Annotated in this window: 22 protein-coding genes and 1 pseudogene; 10 read left to right on the top strand and 13 right to left on the bottom strand. The window is 72.1% G+C overall.

Annotated elements, in window-relative coordinates:
* Nucleotides 1–44: 44 nt before the first annotated feature.
* The 3 genes from ACFQBR_RS04115 to ACFQBR_RS04105 are packed head-to-tail and all read right to left on the bottom strand — an operon-like array spanning nucleotide 45 to nucleotide 3,222.
* Entirely contained in the window at nucleotides 45–1,373 is a 1,329-nt protein-coding gene (locus ACFQBR_RS04115; protein WP_344175433.1) for an ABC transporter substrate-binding protein, read from the bottom strand.
* Between the two features lie 18 nt (nucleotides 1,374–1,391).
* The gene (locus ACFQBR_RS04110; protein ID WP_267950128.1) at nucleotides 1,392–2,267 is read right to left on the bottom strand and encodes a carbohydrate ABC transporter permease; all 876 of its coding nucleotides are present in this window, start codon (nucleotides 2,265–2,267) and stop codon (nucleotides 1,392–1,394) included.
* Complete coding sequence (locus ACFQBR_RS04105) at nucleotides 2,257–3,222, bottom strand: carbohydrate ABC transporter permease (RefSeq protein WP_267950129.1); 966 nt, start codon at nucleotides 3,220–3,222, stop codon at nucleotides 2,257–2,259. Before ACFQBR_RS04105 ends, ACFQBR_RS04110 begins: the two co-directional genes overlap by 11 nt.
* Before the next feature lie 424 nt (nucleotides 3,223–3,646).
* On the opposite strand from ACFQBR_RS04105, the gene ACFQBR_RS04100 reads away from it, so the two are divergent.
* From ACFQBR_RS04100 to ACFQBR_RS04080, 5 genes are all read left to right on the top strand, one after another.
* Nucleotides 3,647–4,966, top strand: a complete 1,320-nt coding sequence (locus tag ACFQBR_RS04100) for a Gfo/Idh/MocA family oxidoreductase (protein WP_267950130.1) — start codon at nucleotides 3,647–3,649, stop codon at nucleotides 4,964–4,966.
* A complete protein-coding gene (locus ACFQBR_RS04095) occupies nucleotides 4,963–6,180 on the top strand; it encodes a Gfo/Idh/MocA family protein (protein WP_344175429.1) in 1,218 nt (405 codons plus the stop codon). Before ACFQBR_RS04100 ends, ACFQBR_RS04095 begins: the two co-directional genes overlap by 4 nt.
* Nucleotides 6,177–7,022, top strand: a complete 846-nt coding sequence (locus tag ACFQBR_RS04090) for a DUF6807 domain-containing protein (RefSeq protein WP_344175427.1) — start codon at nucleotides 6,177–6,179, stop codon at nucleotides 7,020–7,022. Before ACFQBR_RS04095 ends, ACFQBR_RS04090 begins: the two co-directional genes overlap by 4 nt.
* A gap of 367 nt (nucleotides 7,023–7,389) precedes the next feature.
* Complete coding sequence (locus ACFQBR_RS04085) at nucleotides 7,390–8,280, top strand: NAD-dependent epimerase/dehydratase family protein (RefSeq protein WP_267950133.1); 891 nt, start codon at nucleotides 7,390–7,392, stop codon at nucleotides 8,278–8,280.
* Nucleotides 8,281–8,365: 85 nt separating this feature from the next.
* Complete coding sequence (locus tag ACFQBR_RS04080) at nucleotides 8,366–9,427, top strand: LacI family DNA-binding transcriptional regulator (RefSeq protein WP_344175425.1); 1,062 nt, start codon at nucleotides 8,366–8,368, stop codon at nucleotides 9,425–9,427.
* A gap of 86 nt (nucleotides 9,428–9,513) precedes the next feature.
* Here ACFQBR_RS04080 and ACFQBR_RS04075 read toward each other — a convergent pair whose 3' ends face one another.
* Nucleotides 9,514–10,437 carry an NmrA family NAD(P)-binding protein gene (locus tag ACFQBR_RS04075; protein WP_344175423.1) on the bottom strand — a complete coding sequence of 308 codons (924 nt, stop codon included), beginning with the start codon at nucleotides 10,435–10,437 and terminating at the stop codon, nucleotides 9,514–9,516.
* A 103-nt stretch (nucleotides 10,438–10,540) separates the two neighbouring features.
* On the opposite strand from ACFQBR_RS04075, the gene ACFQBR_RS04070 reads away from it, so the two are divergent.
* Nucleotides 10,541–11,107, top strand: a complete 567-nt coding sequence (locus tag ACFQBR_RS04070) for a TetR/AcrR family transcriptional regulator (RefSeq protein WP_344175421.1) — start codon at nucleotides 10,541–10,543, stop codon at nucleotides 11,105–11,107.
* Nucleotides 11,108–11,140: 33 nt separating this feature from the next.
* Nucleotides 11,141–11,781 (top strand): annotated as a pseudogene (locus tag ACFQBR_RS04065) (DUF4158 domain-containing protein).
* A 56-nt stretch (nucleotides 11,782–11,837) separates the two neighbouring features.
* On the opposite strand, the gene ACFQBR_RS04060 reads toward ACFQBR_RS04065, so the two are convergent.
* Nucleotides 11,838–12,635, bottom strand: a complete 798-nt coding sequence (locus tag ACFQBR_RS04060) for an SDR family oxidoreductase (protein WP_344175417.1) — start codon at nucleotides 12,633–12,635, stop codon at nucleotides 11,838–11,840.
* A gap of 41 nt (nucleotides 12,636–12,676) precedes the next feature.
* Nucleotides 12,677–13,468 carry an SDR family NAD(P)-dependent oxidoreductase gene (locus ACFQBR_RS04055; RefSeq protein WP_344175415.1) on the bottom strand — a complete coding sequence of 264 codons (792 nt, stop codon included), beginning with the start codon at nucleotides 13,466–13,468 and terminating at the stop codon, nucleotides 12,677–12,679.
* A gap of 64 nt (nucleotides 13,469–13,532) precedes the next feature.
* On the opposite strand from ACFQBR_RS04055, the gene ACFQBR_RS04050 reads away from it, so the two are divergent.
* Nucleotides 13,533–13,934: a MerR family transcriptional regulator gene (locus tag ACFQBR_RS04050; RefSeq protein ID WP_344175413.1), complete on the top strand. Its 402-nt coding sequence runs from the start codon at nucleotides 13,533–13,535 to the stop codon at nucleotides 13,932–13,934.
* A gap of 15 nt (nucleotides 13,935–13,949) precedes the next feature.
* A complete protein-coding gene (locus ACFQBR_RS04045) occupies nucleotides 13,950–14,093 on the top strand; it encodes a hypothetical protein (RefSeq protein WP_344175411.1) in 144 nt (47 codons plus the stop codon).
* Between the two features lie 138 nt (nucleotides 14,094–14,231).
* Here the strand turns inward: ACFQBR_RS04045 and ACFQBR_RS04040 are convergent, their stop codons facing one another.
* Nucleotides 14,232–14,720 (bottom strand): GNAT family N-acetyltransferase, encoded by a 489-nt coding sequence (locus ACFQBR_RS04040; RefSeq protein WP_267950137.1) that lies wholly within the window; start codon nucleotides 14,718–14,720, stop codon nucleotides 14,232–14,234.
* 228 nt (nucleotides 14,721–14,948) lie between these two features.
* Between ACFQBR_RS04040 and ACFQBR_RS04035 the strand changes: the two genes are divergently transcribed.
* Nucleotides 14,949–15,734, top strand: coding sequence for a hypothetical protein (locus tag ACFQBR_RS04035; protein WP_344175409.1), 786 nt, complete (start codon nucleotides 14,949–14,951; stop codon nucleotides 15,732–15,734).
* A gap of 161 nt (nucleotides 15,735–15,895) precedes the next feature.
* Here the strand turns inward: ACFQBR_RS04035 and ACFQBR_RS04030 are convergent, their stop codons facing one another.
* From ACFQBR_RS04030 to ACFQBR_RS04005, 6 genes are all read right to left on the bottom strand, one after another.
* Nucleotides 15,896–16,282 (bottom strand): DUF2784 domain-containing protein, encoded by a 387-nt coding sequence (locus tag ACFQBR_RS04030; protein ID WP_344175407.1) that lies wholly within the window; start codon nucleotides 16,280–16,282, stop codon nucleotides 15,896–15,898.
* A 137-nt stretch (nucleotides 16,283–16,419) separates the two neighbouring features.
* Entirely contained in the window at nucleotides 16,420–17,508 is a 1,089-nt protein-coding gene (locus ACFQBR_RS04025) for a mandelate racemase/muconate lactonizing enzyme family protein (protein WP_344175404.1), read from the bottom strand.
* Between the two features lie 2 nt (nucleotides 17,509–17,510).
* Nucleotides 17,511–18,416 carry a 5-dehydro-4-deoxyglucarate dehydratase gene (locus ACFQBR_RS04020; protein ID WP_267950141.1) on the bottom strand — a complete coding sequence of 302 codons (906 nt, stop codon included), beginning with the start codon at nucleotides 18,414–18,416 and terminating at the stop codon, nucleotides 17,511–17,513.
* 70 nt (nucleotides 18,417–18,486) lie between these two features.
* Nucleotides 18,487–19,407, bottom strand: a complete 921-nt coding sequence (locus ACFQBR_RS04015; RefSeq protein WP_378552104.1) for a sugar phosphate isomerase/epimerase family protein — start codon at nucleotides 19,405–19,407, stop codon at nucleotides 18,487–18,489.
* Nucleotides 19,404–20,564 carry a dihydrodipicolinate synthase family protein gene (locus ACFQBR_RS04010; protein ID WP_267950142.1) on the bottom strand — a complete coding sequence of 387 codons (1,161 nt, stop codon included), beginning with the start codon at nucleotides 20,562–20,564 and terminating at the stop codon, nucleotides 19,404–19,406. Before ACFQBR_RS04010 ends, ACFQBR_RS04015 begins: the two co-directional genes overlap by 4 nt.
* On the bottom strand, nucleotides 20,561–21,715 hold the full coding sequence (locus ACFQBR_RS04005; protein ID WP_267950143.1) for a Gfo/Idh/MocA family protein: 1,155 nt from the start codon (nucleotides 21,713–21,715) through the stop codon (nucleotides 20,561–20,563). The genes ACFQBR_RS04010 and ACFQBR_RS04005 overlap by 4 nt, the downstream gene beginning before the upstream one ends.
* Nucleotides 21,716–21,738 lie beyond the last annotated feature (23 nt).

Raw genomic sequence — 21,738 nt, 5'->3', positions numbered from 1 at the left:
AGACATCTCCCGCCGGGCCCGGCCACCACTCGCACCGATCCGGGTCAGGCGCCCCCGGTCGCCGCCTCCACCTCGGACATGAACTGCTCCGCGGCCTCCTCGGGCGTCAGGTTCCCGAACGCCAGGTCGTCGGTGACCCGCTTGGTGATCTCCACGACCTGGCCGGCGCCGATCGGGGGCGGCGGGTTGCCGTCCACGATCGTGCCCTCGATGTCGGACAGGAACACGGCACTGCGCGCGTCCGCCTCCGGCAGCGAGTTGAGGATGTGCGCGCGCACGTCCACGTTCGCGGGCAGGCCCAGGTCGGCCAGGATCAGCTCGGCCGCCGCGTTCTCGTTGAGCATGAAGTCCACGAACCGGGCCGCCTCCTCCGGGTGCTCGGAGGACGCCGCGACGGAGTAGAACATCGCGGGCTTGAAGTACATCCCCGTGCGCTCCCCCTCGGACTCGCCCGGGTAGCGCAGCAGCTCGATCTCCCGGCCGGAGGACTCACTGATGCCGCCGAGCTGGTTGGTCCAGAAGTGCGCCATCGCGCCCTGGTTCGTGGACAGGACCGACTGGTCGGGACCGCCGCCCTCGATCTCCACGCTCTCGGCCGCCCCCGGCTGGCCGCCGTTCTCCAGCAGCTGCTCGGTGATGCCGAACCACTCCGCCATGGTCTCCTGGGAGAAACCGAGCGAGCCGTCCTCGGCGTACAGGTTCTCGCCCCGCTGACGGGCGAAGATCTGGAACCCGGACTCGTTGTAGGACATGCTCTGCGTGCCCACGGTCTCGCCGTCGGTCGCCTCGCTGATCTGCGCCGAGATCTCGACGTAGTCGTCCCACGTCCACGTCTCGTCGTCGGGCATCTCCACGCCCGCGTCCTCGAACGCCTGCGGGTCGGCGAGGATCGCGTACGCGTTCACGCCGCTGGCGGCGCCGAAGGTCTGGCCGTCCAGGTCGCCGCTCTCGGCCACCAGCGGGTCGATCTTCGACAGGTCCAGCACATCGCTGAACTCGGTGAGGTCGGCCAGCGCACCCCGGTCACCGTACTCGCGCAGGTACCGCTCCTCCTGCATGAGGATGTCGGGAGCGTCGTTGGCCGCGGTGCTCGTGGCCAGCCGGTCCCAGTAGGAGCTCCAGTCGGTGTAGTCCCCGACGATCCGGATGTCGGGGTTCTCGGCCTCGAAGACGTCGATGACCTGCTGCATCGTGGAGTGGCGGTCGTCGGCGCCCCACCAGGAGAAGCGGAGTTCGACGACGCCGTCCTCGGAGCCGGAGTCTCCTCCGCAGGCCGTGACGGCCATCACGAGCGCGGTCGCCGCGGCCGCCAGGGGGAGGAGGGTACTGCGACGGCGGGCCCGGGGGCGCCCGACGCCAGGGGGTGTGTACATGGGTCGATTTCCTTTCGACTACTTGATTCCGGTGGTGGCGATGCCCTTGACCAGGTATCGCTGGCCGGCCAGGAAGAATCCGAAGACCGGGCCGAGTGCCACGACGGACATCGCGAACAGCGGCCCCCAGGACGTCTGGGAGCTGGAGTCGACGAAGGTGCGAAGGGCGACCGGGACGGTGTACATGTCCGGGCTGGTGAGGAAGATCAGCTGGCTGAAGAAGTCGTTCCAGGTCCAGATGAACGTGAAGATCGCGGTGGTGGCCAGCGCCGGCAGCGACAGCGGCATGATGATCTGGAAGAAGATCCTCACGTGACCGCAGCCGTCGATGCGCGCCGCCTCGTCCAGGTCCTTGGGCAGTCCGCGGATGAACTGCACCATCAGGAAGATGAAGAAGCCGTCCGTCGCCAGGAGCTTGGGCACGATCAGCGGAAGGAACGTGTTGATCCAGCCCAGCTCGGCGAACAGGATGTACTGCGGCACGATCACGACGTGGATCGGCAGCATGATCGTGGCGAGCATGACCGCGAAGAAGAGCCGCTTGCCGCGGAACTCCAGGCGGGCGAAGGCGTAGGCCGCCATCGAGCAGCCGACGAGGTTGCCGATGATGGATCCGGCCACCACGACCGCCGAGTTGAGCAGGTAGTGGTGGAACGGGAACTGGAGCGCCGTCCACCCCTCGGTGTAGTTGCCCGGGGTGAAGGTCTCCGGGATGAGCCCGGGGGCGCGGAAGATCTCCGCGGTCGGCTTGAAGGAGCTGGAGAGCATCCACAGCAGCGGGTAGAGCATGATCAGCCCGAACCCGATGAGCCCGATGTGGACGAGCAGCCGTCGTGTGCGTCGGGCCCCGAGGCGCCTGGTGGAGGTCGCGGGGGCCGTTGTCTCAGTCGCCATAGAAGACCCAGTACTTGGAGGCCAGGAAGTTCACCGCGGTGAACCCTCCGATGATCATCAGCAGCAGCCAGGCCATCGCCGAGGCGTAGCCCATGTCGAAGGCGCCGAAGCCGCGCTGGTAGAGGTAGAGCGTGAAGAAGAGGGTGGAGTCCGAGGGGCCCCCGGTGCCGCCGCTGACGATGAACGCCTGGGTGAAGGTCTGGAAGGCGTTGATGATCTGGAGCACCAGGTTGAAGAAGATGATCGGCGTGAGCATGGGAACGGTGATGTTCCAGAACCGGCTCACCGGTCCCGCCCCGTCCACGGAGGCCGCCTCGTAGTACATGGCGGGGATCTGCCGCAGGCCGGCCAGGAAGATCACCATGGGCGCGCCGAACGTCCACACGTTGAGCACGATCAGCGTGCCCAGCGCGTAGTCGGGATGGGAGACCCACCCCTCGCCCTGGATCCCGAAGAACCCCAGGACCTGGTTGATCAGGCCCTCGGCGCCGAACACCTGGCGCCACAGGATGGCGATGGCGACGCTGCCGCCCAGCAGGGAGGGCAGGTAGTAGACCGACCGGTACAGGGGCAGCCCCCGCACACCGCGGTCCAGGACCATCGCCAGGGCGAGGGCGAGTGCGAGCTGGAGCGGCACCGACACGAACACGTAGACGAACGTGACCCTCAGCGCGCTGTGCAGCCGGGCGTCGGTGAACATCCGCTCGTAGTTCTCGGCGCCGACCCACTCGTGGTCACCGATGAGGTTGTAGTCGGTGAAGGAGAAGTACAGGGAGGCCAGGAGGGGACCCGCGGTGATGAACACCAGGCCGATGAACCACGGGGCCAGGAAGCCGTAGGCGGCGAGGTTCTCGCGCTTGGCGCGGGGGGCCGCGCTCTTTCCGCTGCGGGGGCGCGACGCGGGCGCGGCCTGGTCCTGAGCCGCCGCCCTCCCCCGCTGGAGCAGGGCGCTCACGGCGCGCCGCCGTCCCGGAGGGCCGACGGAAGGCGGCGACCGGTGGCGTTCGGTCCTGGGTTCATGGGGAGCCAATCTCACTCGGAGGGCACGGGCGCTGTGTGTGCGAGAACACGGGGAGAACCGGGCTGAGTAGCCCTGGTAAGCGCTATCCAAGTATTAGGATGTTCAGTTTCTAGCACCGGGTTACATGGGTGTCAACGATTCGTTTCCCCACAAGTGTGATCCACACCCCAGATCGTTACCGTTCGCGCCCCCCTCACAGCGCGGGAACGAGCCGGTGAACGCGCTTCCCGGGATCTTCGCGCGCCAAACACCACTCCAGGTAGCCACGCGAACACGCGTGAGTGTGATCGGTTTGGGACGCGGATTTGACCAGTTCGTCGCAGGACACCCCTGTCGTTTTTTCTGGAAAGCGTTTACCATGCAGCATGTGAACGACACCACTCCACGCAGGTACGCGATCGTCGGCACCGGTTCCCGGGCCCGGATGTACACACGGGCGCTGACCGGCACCCACCGGGACCAGGGACGACTGGTCGCCCTCTGCGACACCAACGCCACCCGGATGGCCGTGCACAACAGCATCGTGACCGAGGCCGGTCTCGACCCCGTGCCGACCTACTCCCCCTCCGACTTCACCCGCATGCTGAAGGAGGAGCGGGTCGACGAGGTCATCGTGTGCACCGTCGACCGCACCCACGCCGACTACGTCGTCGCCGCGCTGGACGCCGGCCTCGACGCCATCACCGAGAAGCCCATGACCGCGGACCTGGAAGGTCTGCGGCGCATCAACGAGGCCCAGGCCCGCACCGGGGGCCGGGTGACCGTCGGCTTCAACTACCGCTACAACCCCGTCCACCGCCAGCTGCGCGACCTCATCGCCTCCGGGGTCATCGGCGAGGTGGGCTCGGTGCACTTCGAGTGGCTGCTGGACCTGCGCCACGGCGCCGACTACTTCCGCCGCTGGCACCGCGACAAGACCCAGTCCGGCGGACTGCTCGTCCACAAGGCCAGCCACCACTTCGACCTCGTCAACTGGTGGATCGGCGCCCGGCCCACCGAGGTGTTCGCCTGGGGCCGCCTGTTCTTCTACGGCGACGAGAACGGCCGCCGCCACGGCCTCGCGGGTGACTACGAACGCGGACACGGCTCCCCCGCCGCCGAGGCCGACCCCTTCGCCCTGCACATGGGCGACAGCCCCGACCTCACCGCCCTGTACCTGGACGCCGAGCACGAGGACGGCTACCGGCGCGACCTCAACGTGTTCGGCCCCGGCATCACCATCGAGGACGACATGTCGGTGCTCGTCGGCTACGACACCGGAGCTCGCCTGAGCTACCACCTGGTCGCCTACGCCCCCTGGGAGGGCTACCGGATCTCCATCACCGGCAGCCGGGGGCGCCTGGAACTGGACATGACCGAGTTCGACCACACCTCCCCCCACCAGGACGAGTCCACCCCCGTGCGCGGCATGCCCGCCCCCAAGGACCACACCTCGGCCCGCCTCCTCCTGCGCCGCCACTGGCAGGAGCCCGAGGAGATCCCGATCGCGGTCGGCGAGGGCCCCCACGGCGGAGGCGACCAGGTCATGCTCGACTCCCTGTTCGGCGGATCCGACGACGGCATCCGCCCCGACCACGCCGACGGCGGCAACGCCCTGCTCACCGGGCTCGCGGCGAACGCCTCCATCGACTCCGGGACCCCGGTCAGGATCGCCGACCTGCTCGGGACGGACCGGTGACCGCGCCCCGGGGAGCCGGGGCCGAGGAACGGGCGGGCCGCGCTGGCGGCCCCGTCCCGGTGCTCCTGGTCGGCCTGCACGGCCACGGCCGCTCGCACCTGCGCTCCCTGCTCCCCCTGTGCGAGAGCGGACTCGTCCGGCTGGCGGGCGTCTGCGACAGCCGACCGCCCGAACCCGGGGACGACCTGGAGGGCCACGGCCCGGTCCCCTGGTTCGACGACCTCGGCAGGGCCGTCGACGAGACCGGCGCCCGGATCACCGTCCTGGTCACCCCGATCCACACCCACCTGCCGCTGGCCAGGATCGCCCTGGACCACGGCTCCCACCTGCTGCTGGAGAAGCCCACCACGGCGGGCCTGGCCGAGTTCGAGCAGCTGCGCGCGGCCGTCGACGCCTCCGGGCTCGCCTGCCAGGTCGGCTTCCAGAGCCTGGGCTCCCAGGCGGTCACGGCCGTGCGCGACCTGATCGCCGAGGGAACGGTGGGCCGCGTGCGCGGCATCGGCGGCGAAGGCGCCTGGAAGCGCACCTCCGCCTACTACGACCGGGCCCCCTGGGCCGGGCGCCGCCACCTGGACGGCCGCGACGTCGTGGACGGGGCGCTCACCAACCCGTTCGCGCACGCGGTCGCCACCGCCCTGGCCGTGGCCGGGGCCGCCACCGAGGCGCCCCGGGACGTGGAGCTGGAGCTGTTCCACGCCCACCCCATCGAGAGCGACGACACCTCCTGCCTGCGGCTGCGCACCGCCGACGGAACCGTCATCACCCTCGCGGTGACGCTGTGCGCCCCCGACAGCCAACCGCCGCGCCTGGTCGTGCACGGCGAGCGCGGCCGGATCGAGCTGGACTACACCCTCGACCGGGTCACCCTGCACCGGCCCGGCCGTGCGCCGGCCACCACCGTCCACCCGCGCACGGGCCTGCTGGAGAACCTGGTCGACCACCTGCGCGACGGCGTTCCGCTGCTGGTGCCGCCCGAGGCCACCCGGGGGTTCATGCACGTGCTGGAAGCGGTCCGGCACGCCCCGGACCCGGCCCCGATCCCCCTCGAACACCAGCGGGTGTGGAACGAGGACGACGTCACCCACCGCACCGTCAACGGGATCGGCGCGCTCGTCCACCGCAGCGCGCAGAACCTCGCCCTGTTCTCCGAACTCGCACCCGCGTGGCTCCCCGGGGCCGCGGAGGCGACACCGACCACGAAGGCCCGCCCATGACCGCGTCCCTGTCCCTCAACGGTGCCGTCCTGGCCGTCCAGCGGGACGGTGCCGACATCGACCCCCGGCTCTCGCCCCGCCCCTACCTGCACCCCGTACGCACGCGGGGCGGCACGGAGGTCACCGAGCACCTGCCCGCCGACCACCTGCACCACCTGGGGGTCGGCGTGGCCGTCCCCGACGTCTCGGGGGTGAGCTTCTGGGGCGGGCGCACCTTCGTACGCGACCGGGGCTCGGTGATGCTCGACAACCACGGTCGCCAGGAGCACCTGGCCTGGGCGGTGCAGAAGGACGCCGAACGGGTCGAGGAGCTGTCCTGGACCGGGCCCGACGGGGCGGAACTGCTGCGCGAGCTGCGGTCCACCCGGGCCCTGGACCTGGACACCCGCACCTGGGTGCTGGACCTGCGGGTGGAACTGGCCAACACCTCCGGGCGGGACCTGAGCATCGGCAGCCCCGCCACGAACGGCCGGCCCGGGGCGGGGTACGGCGGGCTGTTCTGGCGCGCCCCGCTGGGCGCGCGGCCCCCGGAGGTCACCGGAGCCGGGGGCCTGCGGGGCGAGGAGGCCCTGCACGGCTCCCGGGCCGCGTGGCTGGCCCTGGCCGGGGAGGACGGCTCCGGTGCGCCGTGGACGCTCCTGTTCGTCCAGCCCGGCGTGCACCGCGACCCGTGGTTCCTGCGCGCCTCGGACTACCCGGGGGTGGGCCCCGCCCTGGCCTGGGAGGAGCGACTGCCCCTGCCCGGGGGCGGCCGGCTGGAGCGGGGACTGCGCGTGGCGGTGTGCGACGGCCGTCCCGCCGACCCGGCGGCCCTGGCGGAGGCCGTGGGCGCGCTGGACTGAGCGCGGGAGGCCCCGGGGCGGGAGAGCCGGACGGGGCCGGAACGGCGGCCGTGGGTTCCGAGGGATCGGGGGCGGCCGTCGGGCCCCGGCCGGGTGGGCACGCCTCCGGGTTCCGGGATCACGGGGGCCGGGGCGTGGGACCGTGGGTCCTCGCGGCCCGGCAACCCCTGGCCGCCGGAACGGCGCAGGCCCGTGCCGGAAGCCGCCCCGGGCCCTGCGACGCCCCCGCGGGCGGGCAGCACGGGGCCGTCCGTCCGGGCGGCCCCCTATAACGAATGTAGGCCCGCGGAGCGGGCCGGACCAGGCCCTTCACCGGCCTGTGGACGACCACGGCGCCCACGCGCCGTACGAGAGAAAGGCATCACCCATGCGCGTCCTCGTCACCGGAGGCTCGGGGAGGCTCGGCCGCAGCGTCGTGGCCACCCTGGCCGAGCGCGGCCACGACGTCACGTCGGTGGACACCGCCGAGGCGGACCACCCGGCCGGGGTCACCGGGATCGTCGCCGACCTGCTGGACGACGCCGGACGGGAGGACGCCTTCACCCGGGCGCGGCCCGAGGCCGTCGTCCACCTGGCCGGGATCGCCGTGCCCTTCGCCCGCCCCGACGTGGAGACCCTCCAGGTCAACACCGGCCTGGCCTGGGCCGTGCTCTCCGCCGCCGTGGCCCACGGGGCCCGCTCGGCGGTGGCCGCCTCCAGCCCCACCGTCTACGGCTACAACACGCCCTCCTGGCGGCCCCTGGCCCTGCCGCTGGACGAGGAGCACCCCGTCGCCCCCTGGCACGCCTACGGGCTGAGCAAGGCCATCATCGAGGACACCGTGCGCTCCCTGGCGCGCACCAGCGACACCTGCGTGCTGTCCTGCGTGCGCCCCGGCTACGTGGTCGCCCCCGAGGAGTGGCGGGGCGCGGTCACCCAGCTCGGCCACACCATGGCCGAGCGCCTGGCCGACCCGGCTCTGGCCGCGACCTCCCTGTTCAACTACGTGGACGCGCGCGACGCCGCCGAGCTGTTCGCGCTCGTGGTGGAGCGGCCGGAGCGGGTGCGCAGCGGCCAGGTCTTCAACGCCGTCGCGCCGGACCCGCTCGCGGAGGGCCCGGTCCACGAGCTGCTCCCCCGCTTCCACCCCTCCACGGCGCAGACCGCCGCGTCCCTGGCGGACGGCCGCTCCGTGTTCTCCTCGGAGGCCGCCCGCACCGCCCTCGGCTGGAACCCCACCCGGACCTGGCGCGACCAGATGTCCGCCCCCACCCCGTGAGACCCGATCGGCCGTGAACAGGTCGAGGGCTCCGCTACGCTAGGAAAGAGTTTTCCCAGTGGCCCGAACCAGAAGAGGGAGCGGTGTGGAGTCCGGTTACGTGACGCTGGAACAGGTCGCCTCACACGCCGGGGTGTCCCTGGCCACGGCTTCCAGGGTGATCAACGGCAGCACCAGGCAGGTGAGCCAGCGGCTGCGCGACAAGGTCACCGCGAGCGCCCAGGAACTCGGCTACCTGGCCAACGCCTCGGCGCAGACGCTCGCCCGCAACAGCAGCTCACTGGTCGGGCTGCTCGTCCACGACATCGCCGACCCCTACTTCTCCTCGATCGCGGCGGGGGTCACCCGCCACACCGAGGAGCGCGGACTGGTCCTGGTGCTGGGCACCACGAGCCGCTCCGCCCAGAAGGAGGGGCGCATCCTGGCCGCCCTGCGCGCCCACCGGGCGCGCGCGGTGGTACTGGTCGGATCGCGCTCAACCGACGACGAGAGCAACCGCCGCCTGGCCGAGGAGATCCGCCTGTTCCGCCGCCAGGGCGGACGGGTGGCGTGCGTGTCCCAGGAGGGGCTGCCCGCCGACACGGTCACCCCCGACAACCACACCGGCGCGGCCGACCTCGCACGCCACCTCATCGCGCAGGGGCACCGCGAGTTCGCCATCCTGGCCGGGCCCACCGACCTGTGGACCGCGCGCGAGCGCCTGGACGGGTTCCACTCGGCGCTCTCGGGCGCGGGCCTGGAGCTGGCCCACCACAACGTGGTGCACGGCGCGTTCACCCGCGACGGGGGCTACGAGTCCACCCGCCGCCTGATGGCGGTCGGCACCGGGGCCACCTGCCTGTTCGCGGTCAACGACGTGATGGCCACCGGGGCGATGGCCGCCCTGCGCGACCTGGGGCTGCGCGTGCCCGAGGACCTGTCGGTGGCGGGCTTCGACGACATCCCGACCCTGCGCGACCTCACCCCCGCACTGACCACCGTGCGCCTTCCGCTGGAGGAGATGGGCGAGCGGGCCGCGGTGCTCGCCCTGGAGGAGGAGTCCGGCCAGGAGGCCCGCGTGATCACCGTCCGGGGCGAGGTGGTCGAGCGGGAGAGCACCGCGCCGCCCTCCCGGTCGGCCCGGAACCCGGCCGTCGGCACCGTCTGACCCCGCCGCCGACACCGCTCCGGTGTGGGCCCGCCCCCCCGGGGGGGGCGGGCCCACACGTGTGTCCGGCGGATGCGCGGGCGGCGTCAGCCGGCGGTGCGCAGGTAGCGGTCCGCCCATTCCGCGAAGGTCGTGAGCGGGATGCCGAGGGCCCGCGCGAACTCCGGCCGGGCGGGCTGGCCGGTCACGTTCATGAACTCGTGCGACGCCCCCATCCCCGGCATCCCCGCGGCGACCGCCTCCTCCGTGCTCATGTCGGGCGCGCCCAGCTCGGTCCCCAGAGCGTGTGACAGGGTCCGCGCGATCTCGGTCATGGTCAGGTGGTCGCTCGCCAGCTCCAGCTCGACCCCGTGGAACCGCTCCGGGGCGGCCACCGCCGCGGCGGCCGCCCCGCCGATGTCGTCGACGGCGACGAGGGACACCGGCGTCCCGGGCTTCAGCACGCTCACCAGGCCGCCCTCGACGCCGCGGGGGAACAGGAACGCCATCGACGGGAGGAAGTTCTCCATGAAGAAGCCCGGCTTGAGGATCGTCCAGTGCCGGAACCCCGCCTCCCGCACCCGGTCCTGGATCCCGGTCTTGGCGGTGTAGTAGGGCTCCAGCGCCGTCCAGCGGCCTTCGTCCCATCCGGCGATGCCGGTGTGCTGCCCGGCTCCGGAGACGGACGTGTGCACGAACTGCGGCACACCCGCGGCCAGTGCGCCCGCGATCAGGTTGGCGGCCTGGGCCACCTCGCCCTCGAAGTCGACGGAGTCCCCTCTCATCTCGGGCAGCTGGACCGAGAAGACCGCCCGGGCCCCCTCGGCGGCCCCAGCCACGGAGTCGCGGTCGCGGAGGTCGCCGGTGACCAGGGCCGCGCCGAGCGCCTCGACGGCCCTGGCCCGGTCGGTCGCGGGGTCCCGTACCAGGGCGCGGACGGGGACGCCCGCCGCGAGCAGGGCGCGGGCCGTGGCGCCGCCCTGGCGGCCGGTGGCGCCGGTGACCAGGACGGGTGCGGAATCGGTGGACATGGGGTCGCTCCTCGGGTGTGCACCGCTAAACGGCGGGGTCCGCCGTTTCTTGTCCGCTAAGATACGGAGGGCCCCGCCACTTAGCAACCGCAGAGGTGACACCATGCCCGCCCAGCGCGCGGACGCCCGGCGCAACCACGCCCGCCTGCTCGCCGTGGCCGAGGAGGAGATCGCCGCGCACGGCGCGGACGCCTCTTTGGAGCAGATCGCCCGCGTCGCGGGGGTCGGATCGGCCACCGTACGCCGCCACTTCCCCAACCGCCGTGCCCTGCTGGACGCGGTCTTCCGCGGACGGATCGAGGCCCTGTGCGCCCACGCGCGGGACCTGGGAAGCACGGCCGACGCCCGGACCGCGCTCCTGGAGTGGCTGCGCGCCGTGACCGAGTACGGCGCGTCCACCCGGGGACTGGCCGTGGCGCTGCTCCGCGACATGGGGGCCTCCGCCGACGCGGAGCACGGGAACACCTGCGCGAACGAGCTCGCCGCTGCCGGGGAACCGCTGGTGGAGCGCGCCGCGGAGGCGGGAGCGGTGGCCCCGGGCGTGACGGCCGAGGATCTGGTCACCCTGGTCACCGGCATCACCCTGGCCACGGAACACCACCCCGACCCCGTCGCCGAGGCGGACCGGATGCTCGGTCTGACCATGGTGGGAGTTCTCCCGCAGGGATGACGGGGTCGAGGAACAAGCGAGCAGGATCCGGCGCTGAGCGTTTACACCGAGCCGCCCTCGCGCGCACAGCTGGACCGTTTCTTCTTCCTCGACGACGCCGACTGGGAGCTGATCACCCCCAGGAGGCGCGAGACGAACCGCCTGGGCTACGCCGTCCAGCTGTGCACCGCCCGCTTCCCGGGCACGTTCCTCACCGACCTGGGCGAAGTCCCGAGGAGGCCGTGGCCTACCTCTCCGGACAGCTCGACATCGCCGACCCCGGATGCCTGTCCGACTACGCCACACGCGAGAAGGCGCGGTCGGCACACGCCTGGGAGCTCCAACGCGAGTGCGGCTTCGAGGAGTTCTCCGCCAAGCAGAGCGACCTGGGTGCGTGGCTGGAAGCCCAGGTGTGGACCACCACCGACGGCCCCAAGGCGCTCTTCGACGGCGCGGTGGCCTGGATGCGCCGACGAGCCGTGCTGCTGCCCGGCGTCACGGTCCTGGCCCGGCTGGTCCCACAGGTGCGCGAGGAGGTGACCGAGCGGCCGCGGGAAGCGCTGTGTGCCCTCATCACCCCTGTCCAGCAGGTGAATCTGGAGTCGCTCCTCGTTGCCTGGTTGAGTAGTCGCCGATGGCCGCCGCTGACGCGAGCGGAGGCTCCCGTTGGCTACTCAGGTGTTCTCCGAGGCTGAACCCGCCGAGCTGCGGTTCCTCGTGGTGTATTCCAGGTCAGCGTTCGACGTGCCGGTCACACGGCTTGGAATGAGCCGCCGTCGATACGGAAGTCCGAGCCGGTGATCCAGGCGGCCTGGTCGGAAACCAGGAAAGTGACCAGGTCGGCGACCTCGGCGGGTTGCCCGGGACGTCCCAGGGGAATGCCGCCGACCCATTTTTCGAGCATCTGCGCAGTGGGGTCGTCGGGGGCGCCGTGGGCGGATTGTGCGAGCAGCGCGGAAATTGCGTCATTGGCGATCAGGCCGGGGGAAATCCTGTTGACCCGGACACCGCGCCCGGCGAATTCATTGGCCAGTGCTTTGCTGTAGGTCGACAGCGCCGCCTTCGCTGCCTGGTAGGGGGCGTCGGGGCCGATCGGGAGGTAGGCGCCCACCGAGGTGACATGGATGATCGCGCCGCTGCCTCCTGCGATCATCGCGGGGAGCACCGCGCGGTCCAGGCGGACCGAAGGCAGCAGGTTCAGCTGGAGTGCCTGTTCCCAGATGTCGTCCGATGCCGATAGCAGTCCGTCGGGTGGTGGGGTACCGGCACCGACGTTGTTGATCAGTACGTCGATACCGCCGAGCAGATCGGTCGCGGCGGTGATCAGCTCGGCGCAGCCGTCTGCTGTGCTGAGGTCGGCTGAGATGAAATGCACTGCGGGCGGCAGGTTCCCGGGATCTTTTCTGGCCGTCGCGACGACCGTCGCGTCGGCGGCTGCGAGCCGGGAGGCGACGGCGCGCCCGATTCCTTTGCTGCCACCGGTGACAAGAACGCGGCGCCCGCGCAGGCCGCCCGACTCGTGGGCTGTCGTCATGATCGGTTCGGGCATGCTGTTCCTCTTTCACGAAGGAGGTAGGTAGTGGTCGCGGGTCAGCGATGGAGAATCGTGGATTCGATGATTCGCTTCCCGACACGGGCGGCGATTCCGGCCGGTAGCAGCCTGCTGGAGATGAAGGTCTGCAGAGCGTTTCCACCGCCGTCCACCATGGCGGGCCGCCGCCGGCTCAGTGCGGCCAGAGCGGTGCGGGCCACGTCTGCGGGCTGACGTTTGCGCAGTGGCGACGCCGCTGCGTTCATCGGAGTGTCGGTGGGTCCGGGGGCGACGGCCACAACCCGCACGCCAGTGCCAGCGACCTCGGCCCATAGGGCCTGGGTGAATGAGAGCACGAAGGACTTGGACGCGGAGTAGGCCGCCATGTACGGCGTCGGCTGGTAGGCGCCCGTGCTGGAGATGTTGAGCACCGATCCGCGGCCGCGTCGCACCATGCCGGGGAGCAGCCGGGCGGTCAGTTCCGCCAGTGTCCCGACGTTGAGTTCCAGCATCGCGCGCAGCCGCATCGGGTCGGTGTCGGCAAGGGCCCCCAGTTGGCTGGCGGCGGCGTTGTTGACCAGCATCTCCACCTCGATCCCTGCCTCAGCGAGCTGGTGCGCGAGCAGCCGGGGTGATTCGCGGTCGGCGAGGTCGAGGGGGGCGGTGAGGACATCGACGCCGTACTGAACGCGTAGGCGGGCCGCCGTCGTCTCCAGGAGTTCGGCGGAGCGGGCCACCAGGACGAGATGGGCGCCGTTTCCGGCCAACTGGTCGGCGATCTCGGCTCCGATGCCGGACGTGGCGCCGGTCACGACTGCGGTTCGGCCTTTCATCTGCGGTGCGGTGGTCATGCCCGGAACGCTAAACTATGACATCAGTGTCAAGGTCAACATCGGAGATGTTCGGAGAAGCGCGGTGCGAATCGGAGAACTCAGCGCGGCCACGGGCGCGAGCAGTCGCTCCCTGCGCTACTACGAGCAACAGGGCCTGCTGCGAAGCCGCCGTACAGCCAACGGCTACCGGGAGTACGAGCCGGACGCGGTGGAGCGAGTCGCCTTCATCCAGGACCTGTTCAGCGCGGGCCTGTCCTCTCAGGTCATCCGCGACAGCCTTCCGCTTGCCGGACACGCGCGCACGGAAGCGGACTGCTCAGCACTTCTCACTCGTGTCCGCGAGGTTCGTGACGAACTCGCCCGGCAGGAGCTGCGCCTGGCACAACGCCGGAAGACCCTCGACAGTTATCTCGCCGGTGAAGCGACACCCCGCGGCCTGCTGGCCGCGTCTCCCCGGCAAGCCACGGACAGCATGGCGGACTGACAGGCCATTCGTGCATTGCTCCTGCGGCAGCTCGTCCTCCAGGCGCCTGCCCCCGCCATCACCCGCTCGCTGGGCTTCCACGACGTGACCCTGACCCGGATCGCCGCAGACGCAGGCGGCCCTTGGAGCCGCTACGCCCCCGACCACGACTCTCCGTGATGGTTCTGCAGGAGTCCGGCCTCGAACAGGCGCTACTCGGATACGCGAGCATGCCGGTCTCAACCCCGGATCAGGGAGCGCGGCGCGAAGGCGGGCGCCGGCTCCCCCGACCCCGTCGCCGAGGCCGGCGGCCCTGGCTCAGAGCCTGCGGTGCATGATGTGCAGGCCGACGTAGCCGTGCTCGGGGTGCGCGAACCCCTCGGGCAGGGTGCCCACGACCGTGAAGCCCAGGGAGCGCCACAGCGCGACCGCGCGGGTGTTGGTCTCCACGACCGCGTTGAACTGCATCGCGCGGAACCCGTCGGCGCGAGCCGTGTCCAGCACGTGGGCGGCCAGCGCACGGCCGACACCGCGCCCGCCGTGGGCGGGGTCGACCATGAAACTCGCGCTCGCGATGTGCGAACCGGGCCCGCGGTGGTTGCGGACGGAGTTGGCGGTGCCCAGCACCGTCCCGTCGGTGTCCACGGCCGCGAACGTGCGTCCGGGCGGGGGCGGGAACCAGCGCTCGCGCGCCTCCTCCGGACCGAGGTCGGTCTCCCACGTGAACGTCGTCCCCGCGGCGATGACGGGGCGCATGAAGGCCCACATGGCGGGCCAGTCGGCGGAAGCGGCCTCACGGATCTGCATGCCCGCCAGCATGCTGGCGGGCGCCGTCCTCCGCAACCGGTTTCCGCACGGCGAAGCCGGTGGCCTCCACCGGGGAGCAGACCCCCCAACGCGCTTGCGCTCAGGCGCCTTGAGCAGACCATTGCCGTTCTCCGGCGTACTCGGCCCACCCCCGAATGCCCCCTGTGCCCACTCATCAGACGTGACGAGTGATTGGACATGCCGTCTTGTCCAACACAGGCTGTGCCCATGAACGACCGCACCACCTCGCCCCTGACCGCCCGCAGAGCCGTCGCCGAGCAGCGCGCCCGCGACATCGCCGCCGCCTGGCAGCGCGGGGACCGCGACATCAGAGCCCTGGCCACCCGCCACAGCGTGGGCCGCGACACCGTCCACGCCGACCTGCGCGCCGCCGGCATCGACCCGACCGATCGCACCGCACCCGTGGACGAACCCCGGATGATCACCACCGCCGAACTCGACCGCGCCCAGCAGGCGTTCGCCCGCGACAGCGCGGGGTTCACCATGGACGTGCGCATGGACAACGCCGGATACCGCCACCTGCACTTCGAACAGGGCACAGCCTGGTGGGATCTGCACGCCTTCCCCGGTGGGCTGATGGTGCGCGGCGACCACGGCGCCTTCGTCTTCGCCAACGGCTCCCCCGACATCTTCAGCAGCTTCCGCTTCAGCGGCGTCGACCCCGCCTACTGGGCACAGACGCTGGACGCCGGCACCGCCCGCTCCTGGTCCGAGCAGCGCTTCCGGGACTGGCTGACCGAGGAGGCCGAGTCCCTTGGTGTCCTGGAGCGGGCGCGCAAGGTCCTGAGCGAGAACAACGGCTACGACCTCGAGCACGAGGCGTCGGCGCGCTGGGCACTGGCCAACGCCTACGACGAGCTGGGAATCGCCTTCCCCGACCCCGGTGAGGTCGACCTGTACGACTGGGACGAGTACTACCTGTGGACCATGCACGCGATCAGCGCGGGCATCCGCGCCTACGACCAGGCAGCGACGGAGACCACCACTCCCTGACCAGCCCCCGCGTCCGGGGCGCCCGGTCCTGGAGGGCACCGGCCGCCGCGGCGGACCCCCGCCACCCCCTCGACCCGGAGCCCGCACTGCGCACGTCCCCGATGGAGAACGATCCCGGGGCCGTCGTACGGGCCCCGGCCGGGTTCTGCCCGTCACCGCCCTCAGGCCGCCGGTGCGGAGACGCCGCCGCCGGACCGGGCGCGCCGGCGGCGCACCCACACACCCGCCCAGGCCGCGGCCACGACGGCGGCCATCACACAGCGCGAGGTCATGAGGTGCTCGCGGGGGTACAGGCGCTCCGTCAGGTAGAAGTCGATGAAGCCGAACTCCATCACCGGGCGACCCGTGTTGAGCCGGGCCCAGTTCTCGATCTCCGTCAGGAAGCACGGCCAGTCGACGATCACGATGCCCAGGGCGTAGGCGGCGACCACCAGGTGCACCCGGAACAGCCGGGGCCATCGCCAGGCCAGGAACCCGCCGAGGACGACGAAGCCGAGGAACGCGAAGTGGAGGACCATCGCGGTGTGGCCGAGGAGGAGGTAGGGCATGCCCCGAACCTAGGCCGGGGCGGCGCCGCGCACATCGGCACCCGCACCCACCCCCTCTGAGTACCCGTGCTCATGACCGCGCCGGGGCGCCCCCCGACCTGCGGAGGGCGCCCCGGCGCACGGTCGCGGACCCTGTGCTAGGGGGAGGGGTCCGCGACCGGGGTGAGCGTGTCGGCGAACACCAGGCCGTGGCCGAGCCCGGTGTCGGCGCGCACCGTCCCCCGGTCGAACTCCACCCCGCTGGGGCGGGCCAACGCTCCCAGCGCGGCGAAGGAGGCACGGTCGATGTCCTCGACCATGGCCACCCGGGGAAGGCACAGCGCCAACTGGCCCGACAGCTCGGGCAACAGGTGCGGAGCCACCGGCACGCCGCGGCGCGCCATCGACTCCGCGATCCGCAGGAACGGGGTCACCCCGCCCACCCGCACCACGTTGGGCTGCGCCACGTCGCACACACCGAGGTCCACGGCCCGCTCGAACTCCGCGGCCGTGCGCAGGTTCTCACCGATCGCGAAAGCGATGCCCGTCCGCTCGCGCAGCCGGGCATGCGACTCCAGGTCCTCGGCGGGCAGGGGCTCCTCCACGAAGTACGGATCGAACGGTTCCAGCGCGCGCAGCGCCCGCGCCGCCCTGGGCACGTCCCAGCGCTGGTTGGCGTCCACCATCAACAACCGTTCCGGCCCCAGCGATTCCCGCACCGCGCCCACGCGCTCGACGTCGCGGGAGATCTCGGCCGAGCCCACCTTCATCTTGGCCGCCCGGTGCCCCGCCCCGACCCAGCCCCGCACCTGCTCCACCAGGTCCGGCAGCGAGTAGTCGAGGTTGACCCCACTGCCGTAGGACTCCACCGAGTCACGGCGCCGGCCCACCAGGTCGACCAGGCTCACCCCCGCCGCACGGGCGGACAGGTCCCACAGGGCGATGTCCACCCCGGCCAGCGCCATCAGGGTGAGCCCGCTGGTCCCCGCCTCGCGCAGGTGCCAGCGCAGCTCGTCCCACCGGGAGGGGTGCGCCGCTCCCCCCGACAGGACCGGGCCCAGGTCGTCGTTGACCAGAGCCGCCACCGCACGGGCCCCGATCAGCGGGGTCCACGAGAACCCCGTGCCGACCAGCCCCGTGTCGGTGGCCACCCGCACCACCACCACGTCGTTGCGATCCACCCCGCCGTCCCACGCCCGGTGCAGCGGCAGCCGGAAGGCACGGGCCACGACCTCGGTGACACGCACCGTCAGCCCTCCTTCACCAGGGACAGGCCCGTCTCGATCAGCTCACCCAGAGCCGCCACCTCCTCGGCCGTGGGGTCGGTGAACGGGGCCCGCACCCCGCCCGCCTCCACCCCGCGCAGCCGCGCCCCCGCCTTGACCAGGGACACCGCGTACCCGGGCACCCGGTCGCGCAGCCGCACCAGCGGCTCGAAGAACCCGGACAGCAGCCGGTCCGCGAGAGGGTCCCCCGCGTGGAAGGCCGTGTAGAACGCGTTCGCCACCTCGGGCACGAACGCGAACGCCGCCGACGAGTACAGCGGCACACCCACACCCCGGTAGGCCGCCACGGTCAGCTCCGCCGTGGGCAGCCCGTTGAAGAACGTGAACTCGTCCCCGCGCACCTCGCGCACCGCCAGGACGATCTGGTGCATGCGCCCGAGGTCGCCCACCCCGTCCTTGATGCCCACCACCGTGGGGATCGCCGCCAGCTCGGCGGCGCTCTCGGGGGTGAACACCATCGATCCGCGCTGGTAGACGATCACCGGGATGTCGACGGCCGAGGTCACGGTGCGCACGTACTCCACCAGCCCCCGCTGCGGGGCGCCCACCAGGTAGGGGGGCAGCAGCAGGACGGCGTCCGCGCCCAGCTCCCGGGCCGCGCGGGCCTGCTCGACCGCGGTGCCGACGCTGCCGCCCGCACCGGCCACCACGGGCACACGCCCCGCGGTGACCTCCACCGACCGCCGCACCACCGCGGCGTGCTCGGCGGCCGACAGGGCGTGCACCTCACCGGTACCGCACGCCGCGAACACCCCGCCGGCCCCGTGCTCCACGCCCGAGGCCACGTGCTCGGCCAGCACGGCCTCGGCGACGCCTCCTCCGGAGTCGAAGGGGGTGAGGGGGAAGAACAGGATTCCTTCGAAGTTCATGCCGCTCCTTGGCTGTTGAGGGATCGGGGCCGCCCCGGGTACGGGCGGCCCCGGCGAGGTCCGCAGGACCTCACAGGACGTGCTGCACGTGACGCCGGACCAGGGTGGCGATGACGTCGTCGCCGTCGGCGTCCCACACCTGCCGGTTGAAGATCTCCACCTCGATGTCCCCGTCGTACCCCGCCGCGTCCACGGCCCGGCGCAGGCCGCGCACGTCGGCGTGGCCGTCACCGACCATGCCCCGGCCCAGCAGGTTGTCGGCCGGAAGCGGCACCACCCAGTCACAGGCCTGGAAGGAGGCGATGCGCCCGCCCGCCCCGGCCCGCTCGATCTGGGTCCACACCTGCGGGTCCCACCACACGTGGTAGGCGTCCACGACCACGCCCGCCGCCTCGGCGTCGAAGCGTTCGGCCACGTCCAGGGCCTGCCCCAGGGTGGACAGCACCGCGCGGTCGGCGCAGAACACCGGGTGCAGCGGCTCCAGGGCCAGGCGCACACCGCGCTCGACCGCGTACGGGACGAGCTCGGCCAGGGCCTCGACCATCCGCTCGCGCACGCCGGCGAGGTCGCGGTCCCCGTCCGGCATGCCGCCCACCACCATGACCAGGCAGGGCGCGCCCAGCTCGGCGGCCTCGTCGACGGCCCGGCGGTTGTCCTCCAGCGCGGCGGCCCTGTCCCCACCGGTGAGGAACCCTCCACGGCAGTAGGACGAGACCCGCAGACCGCTGCGGCGCACCAGGTCAGCGGCCTTGGCGAGCCCGGTCTCGGCGACCGGTTCGCGCCACAGGCCGATGGCGGGCAGCCCGGCGCGCAGGCACCCGTCCACCGCCTGGGTCAGACTCCAGCGCTTGACGGTGGCCTGGTTCAGGGACAGCCGCGCGAGCCGGGGGTCGCCCGGCTCCGGGGTGTCCACGGCCGCGGGGAGGCCGGAGGGGACGTCGACGGCGCCGGGCACCACCGGGGCGGCGCCGTGGGGCGGGTACGTGGTCACTGGTCCACCCCCGACACCTGGAGCAGGGCACGCATGCGCGCCGCGGCGAGGTCGGGGTCGGAGAGGACCCCGGCGGCGTCGGCCAGGCGCAGGGCCTGGGCCAGGTGGGGCAGGTCGCGGGCGCTGTGCAGGCCGCCCACCATGTGGAACCCCTTCTGGTGGCCGTTGAGCCAGGCCAGGAAGGTGATGCCGGTCTTGTAGTAGAAGGTGGGCGCGGCGAACAGGTGCCGGGCCAGGGGGACGGTCGGGTCCATCAGCGCGCGGTAGCGGCCGGTGTCGCCCTCGTCCAGCGCCGCGAGCGCCCGGGCGGCGGCCGGTCCGATGGCGGCGAAGATCCCGAGCAGGGCGTGGGAGTGGCCCTGCTCGTCGCCCAGCACCAGGTCGGGGTAGTTGAAATCGTCGCCGGTGTACAGGCGCACGCCCTCGGGGAGCAGGCGTCTGAGACGGACCTCCAGGGCGGCGTCGAGCAGGGAGACCTTGATGCCCTCCACCGCGTCGGCGTGCTCGGCGATCAGCGCGGCCACGGGCTCGATCGCCTCGGCCGGGTCGGCGAACCCCCAGTACCCGGCCAGGGCCGGGTCGAAGGCGGTGCCCAGCCAGTGCAGGACGACCGGGCGCTCCGCCCGCCGCAGCAGGCGGCCGTAGGCCTTGGCGTAGTCCCCCGGCCCCTGGGCGACGGCGGCCAGGGCCCGCGAGGCCATCAGGACGGGTGTGGCACCGGCGCCCTGGACGACGTCGAGCTGTTCCCCATAGGCCGTGATAACGCTTTCCAGGTCGACATGGGAAGAATCGAGCTGGTCGGTTCCCACCCCGCAGGCCAGGGCGGCGCCGCGCGCGGCGGCCTCCGCCCCCGACCTGCGGATCAGCTCGGCGGTGGCCTCCCAGTCCAGGCCCATGCCGCGCTGGGCCGTGTCCATGGCGTCGGCGACGCCCAGCCCCTGGTCCCAGAGGTGGTGGCGGAAGGCGAGGGTGGCCTCCCAGTCCAGGCGGGCGGGGGCCCCGGGCGCGTTGGGGGCGGCCGGGTCGGCGACCACGTGGGCCGCCGCGTAGGCGACGCGGGAGCGCGCGGGCGGCAGGGGGGAGGTGTCGGCGGGGGCGCCGGTCAGCGTGTAGGGCGCGACGGCGCCGTCGGGGGAGGGCAGGCGCAGTGTGCTCACGTCAGGGTGACCTCGTCCAGTTCGACGGTGTGCCCGTTCTGGGCCGAGCGCAGCCCGGCCTCGGCCATCTGCAGGCCCCGCGCGCCGGAGAGCAGGTCGTGCGGGAACGGGGCGTCCAGGACCACGTGCCGCAGGAAGCCCTCCCACTGGGCGCGGAACCCGTTGGGGAAGTCGGTGTTGTCGGGGACCTCCTCCCACTGCTCGCGGTAGCTGGCGGGGTCCTCCAGGTCGGGGTTCCAGACGGCCTTGGGAGTGGAGGCGCGGTGCTGGAAGCGGCAGGAGCGCAGCCCCGCCACGGCGCTGCCGTGGGTTCCGTCGACCTGGAACTCCACGAGCTCGTCGCGGTTGACGCGCACGTTCCAGGAGGAGTTGATCTGGGCGATGACGCCCCCCTCCAGCTCGAAGATGCCGTAGGCGGAGTCGTCGGCGGTGGCCTGGTAGGCGCGCCCCTCCTCGTCCCAGCGCTGCGGGATGTGGGTGGCCACCTTGGCGGTGACCGTGCGCACCGGGGCGAACAGGTGCTCCAGCACGTAGTGCCAGTGCGGGAACATGTCCAGCACCATGCCGCCGCCCTCCTCGGCCCGGTAGTTCCAGCTGGGCCGCTGCGCGGGCTGCCAGTCGCCCTCGAAGACCCAGTAGCCGAACTCACCCCGGACGGAAAGGACCTTTCCGAAGAAGCCGCTCTCGACCAGCCGGCGCAGTTTGAGCAGTCCGGGCAGGAAGAGCTTGTCCTGGACGACGCCGTTGCGCACGCCCGCGTCGCGGGCGAGCTTGGCCAGTTCCAGCGCCGAGCTGAGCGTGCTCGCGGTGGGCTTCTCGACGTAGACGTGCTTGCCCGCGGCGATGGCGGCGCGCACCGCGGCCTCGCGGGCGTGCGTGATCTGCGCGTCGAAGTAGATCGAGATCCGGTCGTCGGAGAGAACCGAGTCCAGGTCGGTGGTCCAGCGCTCGATGCCGTGCCGGTCCGCGATCTCGCGCAGTTTCCGCTCGGAGCGCCCGACCAGCACGGGTTCGGGGATGATCCGGGAGCCGTCGGGCAGGGGAACCCCTCCGGCCTCGCGGATCGCCAGGATCGACCTGGTCAGGTGTTGCCGGTACCCCATGCGTCCGGTGACGCCGTTCATGGCGACACCCAGCACGTGATCACTCATGGGTTGTTACCACCTCTCCTTGT

It is taken from the genome of Nocardiopsis tropica, assembly GCF_042660575.1.
Classification (GTDB): Bacteria; Actinomycetota; Actinomycetes; order Streptosporangiales; family Streptosporangiaceae; genus Nocardiopsis; species Nocardiopsis tropica.
This window is presented reverse-complemented; position numbering and strand designations above follow the sequence as displayed.